This is a genomic window from Magnetococcales bacterium, from assembly GCA_015231175.1.
Classification (GTDB): Bacteria; Pseudomonadota; Magnetococcia; order Magnetococcales; family DC0425bin3; genus HA3dbin3.
Genome location: JADGBZ010000055.1, coordinates 11392 through 24334, shown reverse-complemented (window position 1 = coordinate 24334; position 12943 = coordinate 11392). Strand labels below are relative to the sequence as shown.

Sequence of the window (12943 nt, the reverse complement as noted above, 5' to 3'; positions counted from 1 at the left end):
AAGGCTTTCATATCCAGGCTTTTTTTGAAAGGGTGCTGAATAGTTACCATTTTTTCATGAAATGCCAGGATTTCATGAACGAACTGTAGAGCAGAGGAATCATGAACAAGGTCAGCAGCGTGGAAAAACCCAATCCCCAGACGATGGCCGTGGCCACCGGTCCCCAGAGGAGGGATTTGCCACCCATGCCCACTGCCAGGGAGAAGAGACCGGCAATGGTGGTCATGGTGGTGATCAGGATGGGAACGAGCCGTCGCCGACTTGCGTGAATAATGGCATGGACCACTCCCATGCCTGCCTGTCGCCGATCATTGGCTGCCGAAATCAGGACAATGGCCGAGTTGACGGCAATTCCCGACAGGGCTACCACCCCATACAGACTGTACAAACTCAAAGGGTGTCCACTGAACAACAAACCAAATATGACCCCCGTGAATGCCACGGGAATGGTCGTCACGATCATGAACGGTTGCCAATAACTCCGAAACTGGGTGCCCAGAATCATGTAGATCAAGCCAAGACCAAGCAAAAACAATATTTTAATATAATCCAGACTCTCCTCGATGTCATCCATGATGCCGGAAAAATCCAGACTCACGCCTGGAAATTCACCCTGAATTTTTTCCCACTTTTGCCGAATCCGGTCATTGGCAGAGACAATGTCGAGCTGTTCTTTGTCCAATTCGGCCTGCACGGTCAAGGTGCGCCGAAAATTGTGGTGGTGGATCGTATCAACACCGTGACGGACTTCGTGGGTCATGAGTTCCCCGAGCGGAATGGCACCCCCTCCGGGCAGGGCCATTTGAACATGCAGCAAATCTTCCACACGGGTCAGAATGTCGGGCCGGGCCAGAACCCGCACGTCCACTTTTTCACCGGCCTCCTGGAGAAGGGCCACGACCTCTCCGTCACCCAACAGGCGTGGCAGGCGCAGCACCCCGGCAGGATGCAATCCGGCCCGGCGCACGGCATCCCCATCCGGTCGCAACACCAGTTCCGCCTGCCCGGTGACATGATTGTCCGAGATATCCCGTACTTCGGGCATGCTGTGTAAAATATTTTTCAGGGCGGCAACCGCAGGTCGAATCTGGTCATAATTATCCCCCCTGACCTTGATATCGATGGGTTTGGTGACTGGTGGTCCGCCGGAAAGAATCATGAAACCGATCTCTGCCGGACCGGGTGTTGCCATGATCCGGGTCCGCATGCCTTCCACAATCGCACCGACCGGACGCCGGTCTTCGTGACGGGGAACCAGGGAGACCAGCACCTGCCCATAACGATCCCCAAACAGAGGTTCGGTCTCGGTAAACATTTGCCCGGCATAGGTCACGAGGGAGCGCGCCTCGCCCGGCTGCAATCCGTCCCGTACCCGTTTTTCAACCCTTTGCGACGTTGCAAGCGTCTCCTCCAATGGCGTGCCTGGGGGCATTTTCAAGTTGACATAGAACAGCGGCATGGGATCCATCGCAAAAAAATCCACCCGGATTTGTTTGGAAAACACCAATCCCAAAGCCGCCAGCATGGGCAATATGGTCAAAAACATGAAAAATTTTGGCCGACGCAACACCTTCACCAGGGCGATGGCATAATGGCGTCTGAGCTGCCGCAGCATGCGCAATCGCCAGTGATGAATCCGGGAAGGAGCAGCCTTGCCGACATCCAGAGCCACCACATGGGCTGGCATCATCCAGAACGCCTCCAGCAGACTGATGGCCAGGGTGGCGGCCACGGCCAACGGAATCACCCGCATGAACATGCCGAGGATTCCCGGCAACAACATCAAAGGCAAAAAAGCCGCCTGGGTGGTCAACACCGATGCCAACACCGGCGCCGCCACCTCGCGGATGGCCTCCTGGCAGGCATCCAGGGTGGGCACCCCCTTCTGCAATCGATCGAAGATGGCTTCCACAACGACCACAGCATCATCCACCAACATGCCCAGGACAATCACCACCCCCAGCAACAACATGACATTGACCGTACCGCCAAACATGTAGGTCAGGCCAAAAAAACCGGCCAGGGAAAAAGGGACACCCAATCCCACCAACAGCGCCAGCCGACTGCCCAAAAAAATCCAGGAGGTGACGACCACCAAGACCAACCCCAGGACCGCATTGCTCTCCATGATCTGCAAGGTACGTTGCACGAGATGCGTCTGGTCATCGGCCAGATGCAGGGTAACACCCGTAGTCTGGGTCATTTTGTTGCGCTCTTCCACATAGGTGTTGATGCGCCGGGTCAACTCCAGAATGTTGGTTCCGGGTTGCCGGGTCACGGGCAGCAACACCCCTGGCTCATCGGCCAGACGCACCAGGGTATCCGCTTTTTTGCGCCCCCGGATCACTTCGGCAATCTGCCCCAGGGGAATTTCCCCTTTTGGACCGACCACGGGCCACCGGGCCAAGGCCTCGGGATCGGCTTCAACCCCTTCCAGCCGCAACGACCAACTGCGATCACCCAGACGCACCGTACCACCGGTAACATCCCGGAACCGGCTGGCCAACGTATCGGCCACCATGGGTGGGTCCATTCCCAGGCTTGCCAGACGATCCGGAAAAAACCGGATCTGGATTTCGGGGGCTGCCAGACCCAGAGGGTCCACCGTACTCACTCCGGGCAATCGTTCCAGATCGCGCCGCACCTCTCTGGCTTGACGCCGCAAATTTTCTCCCCCATCCGGACCGGTCACCACCACCATGGCGGATGGAAACCCATTGGCGGAGGTGATTTCAAAAATCAGGGGATCCTCGACCTCGGCTGGCATGTCACGTTGTTTGTTGCGCACCTCCCGGCGCAGGTCGTTCATGCGCTTGTCGAAGGTGCGAGTATCGATCTCCTGAAAACGCAACAGAATGCTTGACCGTCCCTCCCGGCTGGTCGAGACGACGAAGCGCACATTCTGGATTTTTTCCAGGGCGGACTCCAGGGGATCGGTTACCAGTTTTTCGACATCCGCCGCCGAAGCCCCCGGCAGGGCCGTGATGACATTGATCCAGTTGAAATTCATATCCGGATCCTGTTGTCGGGGCAGGAGCTGATAGGAAAATGCCCCCAGGACCAACACCAGACCAAATGTCAGATTGGCAAAAACATGGTTGTTCAACAGCCAACGCAACATGCCATCACTCCGCAGCATCCTTGCTGATCCGGACTGCCTGACCATCGGTCAGGGCTTCGCGGCCTTTGATGACCAGCATGGCTGTCGTGGGGATCGGCAACCCGGCATCCAAGGGTACCGGGCGTCCCTCTTGCGCCTCCGGCAACACTTGAAATACACCTTTGCCATCCTGGACCAGAAACACGCCCAGTTTTCCTTCCCGCCGAACTATCAGCCACGCCGGCAGATGCGGACGAACATCCTCCCACACCAGGCGTCCGGAACTTCCCACGGGTGGCGACGCACCGGTCAACGTGAAACGGGCCTCCCGGGTCCGGGCGGTCGATGAAGCAACTCGCAGCAACACTTGTGGTATCAAGGGTATTCGTTGGCCGCCCTGCACAAAAAACCAGCCGGTGATTTTTTCCATCTGTTCGGCCTGCCCGGCTGCCATTTGGGCCGCCACACGGGTTTCCCGGGTATCCACGAGACGGAGCAGAGGCGTTCCCGGCCCGGCCCACAGGCCGGGTTGGGCCTCGCGGGTCACCACCTGACCGGCAAACGGGGCTGTGATTCGACACTGTTCCGCCTGCAACCGCAACGCCGCCAGGGTTGCCTCCTGTCGCCGGATACCTGCTTCCAGGACTGCCCGTTCCGTTTCCCGACGTTCCAATTGTTCATCGGTGGCTTGGCCTTTTTCCCGCAGGGTTTGGGCACGGGCCGCCTGTCGGACGGCAAGATCCCGATTGGCCCGCAACTCTTGCAAGCCACCCTCTGCTTCGTCGACACGCAGTTTCAGCAACCGGTCATCCTGGACCACCAAAAGATCCCCGGTGGCCACCTGGTCTCCCACCTGCACCAAAACATTGCGAATCCGCCCAGCCACCTCCGCCGCCAGCAGGGTATCCCGGACAGCCACCACCTCGGCCATGGTCTCCCCGCGCAAATGCACCACCAGATTTGCCACCGATCGCACCGTAACCGGCAAGGGCTCCGCGCCCCACACCGTTACAGAAAAAAAAATGGCATGGCATGCAATCAGAAGGCGCACGCAACCATTCACCACCCGGACACGCCTCGGGGTCCAGGGGGCTGGCTCACCCAACAAATCAATAATACACGCAGTTGTTATACAGGTCACAACGCCATCTCGGAGTGTGTGGTCGTGTGTAAGAAAAGGTGCCCGGCGGTGCGTTGCCGAAAGGAAGCGCCGATTTCCGATCATAGGTTGTGTGCCATCTTCCTCTGGGATCTTGCACCGAAAGCTGAGGAACGCCATCTTGAATCTTTAATTTTGAACCATCATTGAATAAAATCGTCCTTTTTGTCGAACGACCTTTGGAATGATCGGTTTCTTCTGCCTGCAAACCACCCGGCAGCGCTGCCAGTGCCATTGTGGCAATCATTGCGATTCTTGCCAAGTTGCGCATGGGAATGATTCTCCACCCTCTCAAGACAAGCCTGGATATGAGAGCCTTTGTCAAGGCTTTGCCCCGAACCCCACCAGGACGCTGTCCTGGACCTGCCAGGGAGCCAGCCCCCTGGACCCCGATGCGTTGCCGGGTGCTGAACAGTTACCAGGATTTCACCTCTCCAGTCCATCAAAATCCGCAGGGCAACCGCATTTGAAAGAGCGTGCTGCCGAAACAAACAGGGCGCTGCCCTGGACCCGCCAGGGAGCCAGCCTCCTGGACCCCAATGCGTTGACGTGGCCGAAACGATGATCGTGGCCGGGCATATTGCAGTTTGATGCATGCGGGGTGGCGACCCCGGTCAGCTCCGGTTGGCAAGGAACTTTCCCAGTTTCATATCTTCCCGAATGATGTGGGTTGCCAGCAGGTCACCCATGAAACCATGCAGCTGCACAAGCATGTAGCGCTGGTCAGCCGGTGATGCTGCCTGTTTGATCTTATGATTGAAATCCGTGATATCGGCAGCGAGCTTCTGATGCATTTTTTTGTGTTCATCCAACCACGGAGCTTGGACACCTGCCATCAACTCTTCTTCATCGCGGAAATGGGTATCCACATAGAGCAGCAATTCCCGCAAAATTTCCTGGATCTTCTGGTCGGGTCCGTCATCTTCCTTTTGTGATTCCAGACAGTCACCCAGGGCATTGACCAGCTTGAAAAGCTTCCCATGCTGTGCATCGATTTTGGTGAGGCCGACCTTGTAAATGTCCGACCATGGATATCGGTTGATCCGCATGGGGGCCATGCGTTCCGCAAGCCGTTGACCTATCTGGACAAACACGGTTTTAGCCAGTTGCCAATGGTTGGCCATGGCCTCCTTGAGGGTCTCCAACTCCAGAGTTATGCAGATGGTGGAAACGACAGCCTTGAGTTCACAGTGATTCTCTTCTTCGGAGACGAGCGCCATCTCTCCGAACATCTCCCCTTCCGAAATGAAAAAGTGATGTTCCCTTCCCGACTCCGTCTTGCGCATGCCGTGAACGCGACCTCGATAAACGAGATGGACGTTTGTATGTTTTTCTTCTGTGCCGCCGATACGTTCACCCGGAGCAAAATGGGTGATGCCAAGGATAGGCACAATCAGTCGATTGAGAAGAGAAGGGGGCAAACTTTTAAAAGCAGACGATTGACTCAAAAAGTCAACGAGATGTTCCATGGTAAACGAAAGAGACATGGCAGGGCCTTCCATTCTGGTTGTTGGTCATTTTTTGTGCCCGGCAAGGCCATTTCATGAGAAAGCGCCCTCTTTTCCACCCTGTCTGCCCATCAGGGGTGGGGTTTCGCTTTTGCCGACCAGAAAATCCAATATTTTGCCAAGCTTTTGCGAAACCTTGTGACTCTCTTGGACTGTCAAATGCATTTTTTTGATATCAAGATCGCTTGCCAAGTCGGGTTTTTCCGCCATGGTCCAGATTTGCTCGCGCTCCGTGTCCAGGTTCAAGGGAATGGATCTCAAAAACAAGATATTGTCTTCAAGAAAGCGAACTCTTGCGCTGTCCGCCGGGTCGGTCGTCTGGGAGGATGCGAGTTCTCCTTCGCGCAGAAAAATTTTTGCAATCAGGACAAAAGAGTCATGAATGTTCGACAGCGCCTGACTCATCAGTTGGTCCATGTAGATCAGATGGAACATTTGCGCATCCAGGTTGCTCCTCAGCAGCTCAAATCGCTCCCGCAAAACCCGCGCTTGAGCGAGCATGGAAAACCCGGCATCCAGGGTGACATGCTTGAAAAATACCTGTATGGGATCGAACTCCAACTCCCTGTTTTTATCGAAGACCGGTTTATTCATGCCGATAGACCACAAGTGAATGATCACGTTTTCCATGATGAACAATTCATGGCGCATCTGATCCAGACCAATGGCTTTTTCAAAGACATCGCGAATATGCAGTGGCTCGATGGATTTTTGTATCGGTCGCAGAAGCTCGTTACGGATGCCCGAAAGCAGGGTCACCACCTGGCTGCGATCAGAAAGGAGTTTTTGCACAATCATCAGGGCGTGGCGTAAATGACCATGCAAGTCACTCAATCGGTTGCCGATCAGGCTGCCCGCCCTGGCTGGATCCATAACCGCTTGTGCAATCTCCGGGCAATCGGCGCTCTCGACCACCATGCGGAGAGTCTTTTCATTCAGTTGAAAAGCGCAACCTCTGAGCATGCCAAACACGGAGAGCATACCCAGCTCAAGTTTGTGAAATGAATCGATTATGGCGCCGATCCCCAATCCCTGTTTCAGGGATGGGTGGTTGGGAATCTCCTGGAGGCTCTTCTCCAGCTTGTCCAGAATATCCGCTTTCATGCCAGGAACAACCGTTCCCAGCAGGTCGGTCAACACCGGATCCAGAGGGGAGAGAGCCTCCCGGAGTTTTTGAGAACGAAGTTCCAAAATAGCCTGCTGTCGCAGCCAGTTATATCGTGACAGGGGAAAAGGGAGATCTTCACCGGATAAATTTCTGCAACACAAGATCAGCGCGACCTGTTTTATCTTGCCAGCCAGGTGACGAACCCGGTGCAAAAATGGGGATGCGTGAAGCCGGCTGAAAGGAAACACTTTGTTGGAAGAGGAGGTTTCACCGGAAAAATCGACTGACACCCCCTGCGAGTGGAGGGTAAACTCCCGGGAGAAGAACAACTTTTCCCGGGATGTCTCCTGACGCGCCAGACGATGACGTTCCTCGAAATGATCGATCCCCACCCGAAAAGGGGTGAATAAACCACCATAAAGGCGGTTGAGCAACAGGAACCCATAAACATCCGGATTGGACAGAATTCGTTTTTCAACACCGAGTCTGGCATTGTAACCTTTGACGAACCGGAGTCGGGTGGTCTGAAACAATTCAGCAAACCAGTAGCGGAATCTCTCCATCAGGCTGAAAGATCTGTCATCTTTGACAGCGGCATCCATATCTTCCAAAAACAGGTGGTAGATCCAATAGACCATCGGCATGGGGGGACATGGAAAATCGGCCAGTGCGGTGCGAATGTCCGGGCGTATCAGGAATATGCGGAAATTTTGCACAAGCTCCTTTTCCCACTTTTCAAAACGCTGGAGATTTTCATCCAAAAATCGCCGGTCCCGCCGACCCCAGCGCGCAACCATGGCGCTGTAAAAAATGGGGTCGGAAAGATCCATGCTGATGGCGACGAACAGAATGAGAAAGAGAAATGTGCCTCCGAGGGCCAGTCCATGACGTTCCAGAAGAATTCCTTTGAGTTCTTCAAGATTACGACGTTGTACCCCGGGAATTTTTCCCTGTTTCAGTTGGTCGATGGATTCCAGGGAAGGAATCTGAATATCGATTTTGATGTCGTATTTGTTGCGGACCACCCCACCCGCCTGGTCCACCTGGACAAGAAGGGCGATATATTGCGAAGTGAGGCGATTCAGTTGCTCGACCACTTCCGTGAAACGCGCCTTGCTGTTTTCCAAGCTACCAACGATCTCTTTGACCTTGTTGTCAACGTGATAGGACTCCAGAGAAAAAAAGGTATAGAGTTCCCGAAAGGAGAAGCTTTGGATGGACATCATTCGTTCCAAGGCGCCCATTTTTTGTTGAACCAGGTCTTGGGTTTGCAATAGATGTTGCCGATAGTTTACCAGCAGATCCAACATTTGTTTTTCGAGGGAAACCTGAAGGTTCAACCTGGAACCACGCAGCATGCCGTCAATTTGTGCAGCCACGCTGGAGTTGGGAAACTGGCTGCTCACGTCCCGGTGGCCAGGTTGGTATTCTCCATGGACAATATGGTATTTTCCCCAATAGCGGGGGCCCTTGACGGCGATGCCGCTGGAAGCGGCTCCCGACATTTCATCCAGGGGTACCTGATGAAATCTGGCGACCGCCTGGGCCATGTTTTTATCCAGCAGGGCATGCAGATCCCAGAGAGAACTTGGGTTGTCCGCACGGGCGGACGAACTGTCCCCCATGCCGGTCTCCACCTGTTTTTGAATCTTTTTCCATTGCCAGGAAAGATCTTCGGTCTTGGACAAGATGAGGACGATGCCATCATAATTGGTCCATATGGAGAGCATGGTCAGGAACAAGGCGATAACTGTCCAACGGGGGTTGATCCTGAATGTCAGCCAATAGCCTGGGAAGACCCGGCCTGTCTCGGCAACCCCCTGAAACAAACGAGATTTAAAATCCAGAATGACCGAGGAGAGCGTCAGGCCTGTCATGATCGAAAAAACCATGCGCAGGTGTTCGTGCTGACTGCTGGCCAGGTATCCACCGAAAAAATTTCCAAGAGCGGGGAGTTGCACAAGGTCGGATACACCCTTGGCCGTGGTCAAGGTGGAACCAACGAAGAGAAGCAAACCCAGCGTCCATTTGCCGATGGAAGCAATCTTTCCCACAATTTCAACGGATTTCTCGCGTAGGCTTGTGACCTCCCGCCGGCTTCTCCATATCTGGAGAAATGACCGCGCCACCTTGATGGGGTGGGGCATTCCGTCGAGACCGGTGGCGACATGCTCCGCAAATGCTTTTTGTATGGCCCGCAGATGCGAGCGCCAGAGAAGCCCGGCCAGTTCGTAAAACGGATTTTCCTCCAGCATGGCCTCGTTTTTTTTGTCCAGGGCTTCACGAAACTCCTTCAATTTTTGCGTGACCGGAGTTTGGTAGCGGAGGTTTTCTCCCGAACAGGCCGTTCCTTGATCACTCTCTTCCTGTTCCTGGACGAGTTTGTTTTTCAACTCGCAAATGGTCGTGCGCATGAAATCCAGATCAGCGGGATCATGGTAATTGGATAACTGTTTAGCCTCATGGAAGCGATCCCCGCCCGGAAGCGCCTCGATCCCCAGGGTTGCGGTCACCTGATCCGGAGTCACCTCCCTCGTGGTCTCGGCAAAAAGCCGGCTGACCGCCTGCCCATAGCGAACAAAAAGGGGATTTCCTGCAAAAGGATCCGGTTTGGTGATCGTAAGCATGGGCCTGGCAACCGTTCAAATGGAGGGGACTGCTTGACAGAAAATCTGGTGGGCCGTGGTCATCGTTTCGGCCACCAAACCAAATCCTTATCACCGAGAGAGGGGAATATCCGGGGGTTGAGAATGCAGGCTCGGTTCGACAAGTTCCTTCCAAACGGAGTCGTCGAAAGCCTCCATGGGACGAAACCGGCTCTTGTAGAGCATTTTTCGACAGTTGGCGATCCAATATCCCAGATAGAGGTAACCCTTGCCCTGCTGGCGCGCCCGTTCCACCTCCCACAGGATGGCGTAGGTTCCCAGGCTTCGGGTGGCCAACTCCGGGTCGAAAAAAGTGTAGGTAGCTGACAGGCTGTTGGGCTGTTCATCCACCACGGCGACCATGACCAGACAGCCGCGCAGACGGAATTCGTAAAAGTGGGTGTGCGACCAGGAGCTGGCAAGAAAATCCAGAAAAGTCTCGGGCTGGGGATTGTCCATGGGACCGCCCTGATGGCGATGCGTCAGATAGCGGCTGTAAAGGTGAAAATATTCCGGGTGATAAACCGGAACCATGTCATGTGTCTGCAAATCGGCGTTGCGCTGCCATACCCGGCGCAGATTGCGACTCGCCTGGAACAGATTCACCGGGATGCGAACGGGAACACAAGCCTGGCACGACGCGCAAAAAGGCCGGTAGACGTGTTGCCCACTGCGGCGAAATCCCCGTTCCAGAAGCTGCTCGTAGAGCGCCGGATGCATGACCGTGGCCGGATCGACAAACAGGGTCGAGGAGTGTTCACCGGGCAAATATCCACAAACGTGGGATGGCGTCAAAAACAGGTTGAGGCGGGTTTGCGGATCACCAGGGGGTCGAGATGTGTTCATGGATTGATTGTCAAAGGCAAAGAACCACGGAGTACGCCACCACAGACAAGGAACAGATGGCTTCTGTATCCACCAAACAGCTCATTGTCGTCAATGTGCAACGAAAACTCTGACGATCTCTCCTTGCCAACCTGGTGAAAATAGAGTCATGTATGGAGCTTGAATAACACGACACCCCGCAAGGCGTTACGAAGAGCAGAGGCCCCCATGTTTAAAGGCACCACCATTCTTTCGGTCCGACGCGGCGACCATGTGGTCATGGGGGGTGATGGCCAGGTGACCCTGGGCAACACGGTGGTCAAAGCCAATGCCCGCAAGGTGCGCTCGGTCCATGATGGCAAGGTTTTGGCCGGGTTTGCCGGGGCGACCGCCGATGCCTTCACCCTTTTTGACCGTTTCGAAAGCAAGCTGTCCAAACATGGCGGCATTCTGATCCGGGCCGCCGTGGAGCTGGCCAAGGATTGGCGAACAGATCGGATTTTGCGCCGCCTGGAGGCCATGCTGGCCGTGGCTGACCGCACCACCAGCTTGCTGATCTCCGGCACCGGAGACGTATTGGAACCCGAAGATGGTCTCATCGCCATCGGCTCCGGGGGACAGTATGCCCTTGCCGCCGCCCGTGCCCTGCTGGCCCATACCGATCTGCCGGCACGTCAGATCACCGAGCAGGCCTTGCTGATCACCGCTGACATCTGCATCTACACCAACCGCAACCTGACCATCGAAGAGTTGTAAATGTCCGAGTTTACCCCGCGTGAAATCGTTTCCGAACTGGACCGCTACATCATCGGTCAAGGCGCCGCCAAACGGGCGGTGGCCGTGGCCTTGCGCAATCGCTGGCGCCGGCACCAGTTGGCCCCTGCCCTGCGCGAAGAGATCTACCCCAAAAATATTTTAATGATCGGTCCCACCGGCGTCGGCAAAACTGAAATCGCCCGTCGCTTGGCCAAGCTGGCGCATGCCCCGTTCATCAAGGTCGAAGCCACCAAATTTACCGAAGTCGGCTACGTGGGACGGGATGTGGAGTCCATCATTCGCGACCTGACCGACATGGCGGTCAAAATGTTTTTGGAGAGCGCCAAAAAAGGGGTCCAGGGTCGGGCCGAGGATATTGCGGAAGATCGCATCCTGGATATTCTGCTGCCGTCGCCACCCAGTCGGCAATCGGTCGGCAATCCGCTTGGCGCCCTGTTCGGCCAGCAGGAGGAGAAGGAGACGGCGCCGGTCTCCCCACCACCCGACTCCGGCACCCGGCAAAAATTTCGCAAAATGTTGCGCGAAGGCAAGATGGATCAGCAGGAGATCGAAGTCGAAATCCGCGAAGCCCGCAACGGTCCCACCCTGGAGGTTTTCACGCCCCAGGGCATGGAGGGGATCAACATCCAGGAGATGCTGGGGGGCCTCATGGGGGGGCGCACCCGCAAACGGCGCCTGCCCATCGGCGAGGCGCGCAAGGTTCTCGTGGACGAAGAGGCCAGCAAGCTGGTGGATCGGGATACCGTGCAACGCCATGCCGTGGAACGAGTCGAGCAATCAGGTATCGTCTTCCTCGACGAATTGGACAAGGTGTGCGGACGCGGTTCCGACATGCGTGGAGCCGATGTTTCCCGGGAAGGGGTGCAACGCGATCTGCTCCCCCTGGTGGAAGGAACCACCGTCTCCACCAAATACGGCATGGTCAAAACCGATCACATCCTCTTCATTGCCTCCGGCGCGTTCCAGATGGCCAAGCCGTCCGACCTGCTGCCGGAGCTCCAGGGACGCCTGCCCATCCGGGTGGAGCTGACCAGTCTGGTTGCCGAAGATTTTGTCCGTATCCTCACCGAACCGGAAAATGCCCTCACCCGCCAATATGCCGCCCTGCTTGCCGTGGAGGGCATCACCTTGGAGTTTCAGCCGGATGGCGTCCAGGCCCTGGCGAAGATTTCCGCCAAGGTCAACGAAAAAACGGAGAACATCGGCGCCAGACGTTTGCACACCGTCATGGAAAAGCTCCTGGACGATCTCTCCTTTTCCGCCCCGGACCGCCGGGGAGAGCGGGTGGTGATCGATGCAGAGTACGTCAATGCCCAGTTGAAGGATCTCGCCGCCGATGAGGATTTGTCCCGGTTTATCCTCTGATGAGGGCAAACACCAGAACAGTCGCATGTGACATGGGCATACCCAAGGTCATGATCGCTTTTGGAATCGGGATCCAGGGGGGTGGCTCTCTGGCGGGGTCCGGGGCAACGCCCCGTTTTTTTACGAAATGGGGTCCAGGGGGCTGGCTCCCTGGCGGGTCAAGGGCAGAGCCCTTGCGGGTCAAGGGCAGAGCCCTTGCGGGGTCCGGGGCAGCGCCCCGTTTTGTTTTTGTACGCCCCCCTTCTCCCAGGCCTTTTTTGCGCTGTTGGCAAAAAAGGCCCAAGGGGCGGGCCTTGGTCCCCCTTCTGGCGCATCTTTTTGCGCCAGAAGGGGGACGTATTGCAGGTTTTTAAAAAGATGACATTCACCACCCTTTCAAGAAAAGCTTGGACATGAAAGCCTTTGTCAGGGCTTCGCCCCGAACCCCACCAGGGCTCTGCCCTGGACCCGCCAGGG

8 protein-coding genes are annotated in these 12943 nt (G+C 55.8%); 2 read left to right on the top strand and 6 right to left on the bottom strand.

What is annotated here, in order from left to right; translation table 11 throughout:
* Positions 1-43: 43 nt before the first annotated feature.
* The 6 genes from HQL63_11475 to HQL63_11450 form a co-directional block, all read right to left on the bottom strand.
* Positions 44-3121, bottom strand: a complete 3078-nt coding sequence (locus HQL63_11475; GenBank protein MBF0177449.1) for an efflux RND transporter permease subunit — start codon at positions 3119-3121, stop codon at positions 44-46.
* Between the two features lie 4 nt (positions 3122-3125).
* A complete protein-coding gene (locus HQL63_11470) occupies positions 3126-4151 on the bottom strand; it encodes an efflux RND transporter periplasmic adaptor subunit (protein ID MBF0177448.1) in 1026 nt (341 codons plus the stop codon).
* 58 nt (positions 4152-4209) lie between these two features.
* Positions 4210-4530 (bottom strand): hypothetical protein, encoded by a 321-nt coding sequence (locus HQL63_11465; GenBank protein ID MBF0177447.1) that lies wholly within the window; start codon positions 4528-4530, stop codon positions 4210-4212.
* Positions 4531-4873: 343 nt separating this feature from the next.
* Positions 4874-5746, bottom strand: a complete 873-nt coding sequence (locus tag HQL63_11460) for a bacteriohemerythrin (protein MBF0177446.1) — start codon at positions 5744-5746, stop codon at positions 4874-4876.
* Positions 5747-5800: 54 nt separating this feature from the next.
* Positions 5801-9502 carry a hypothetical protein gene (locus HQL63_11455; protein MBF0177445.1) on the bottom strand — a complete coding sequence of 1234 codons (3702 nt, stop codon included), beginning with the start codon at positions 9500-9502 and terminating at the stop codon, positions 5801-5803.
* A 90-nt stretch (positions 9503-9592) separates the two neighbouring features.
* Positions 9593-10366: an arginyltransferase gene (locus tag HQL63_11450; protein MBF0177444.1), complete on the bottom strand. Its 774-nt coding sequence runs from the start codon at positions 10364-10366 to the stop codon at positions 9593-9595.
* Positions 10367-10573: 207 nt separating this feature from the next.
* Between HQL63_11450 and hslV the strand changes: the two genes are divergently transcribed.
* On the top strand, positions 10574-11101 hold the full coding sequence (gene hslV / locus HQL63_11445) for an ATP-dependent protease subunit HslV (GenBank protein ID MBF0177443.1): 528 nt from the start codon (positions 10574-10576) through the stop codon (positions 11099-11101).
* Positions 11102-12487, top strand: a complete 1386-nt coding sequence (gene hslU, locus HQL63_11440) for an ATP-dependent protease ATPase subunit HslU (protein MBF0177442.1) — start codon at positions 11102-11104, stop codon at positions 12485-12487. It abuts the gene before it with no gap.
* The last annotated feature ends 456 nt before the right edge of the window (positions 12488-12943 follow it).

What these genes read in the sequence shown, in the direction of transcription:
- HQL63_11475 (MBF0177449.1), bottom strand. Translation starts at nt 3,121, where the DNA reads ATGTTGCGTTGGCTGTTGAACAACCATGTTTTTGCCAATCTGACATTT.
- HQL63_11465 (MBF0177447.1), bottom strand. Translation starts at nt 4,530, where the DNA reads ATGCGCAACTTGGCAAGAATCGCAATGATTGCCACAATGGCACTGGCA.
- HQL63_11460 (MBF0177446.1), bottom strand. Translation starts at nt 5,746, where the DNA reads ATGTCTCTTTCGTTTACCATGGAACATCTCGTTGACTTTTTGAGTCAA.
- HQL63_11455 (MBF0177445.1), bottom strand. Translation starts at nt 9,502, where the DNA reads ATGCTTACGATCACCAAACCGGATCCTTTTGCAGGAAATCCCCTTTTT.
- HQL63_11450 (MBF0177444.1), bottom strand. Translation starts at nt 10,366, where the DNA reads ATGAACACATCTCGACCCCCTGGTGATCCGCAAACCCGCCTCAACCTG.
- hslV (MBF0177443.1), top strand. Translation starts at nt 10,574, where the DNA reads ATGTTTAAAGGCACCACCATTCTTTCGGTCCGACGCGGCGACCATGTG.
- hslU (MBF0177442.1), top strand. Translation starts at nt 11,102, where the DNA reads ATGTCCGAGTTTACCCCGCGTGAAATCGTTTCCGAACTGGACCGCTAC.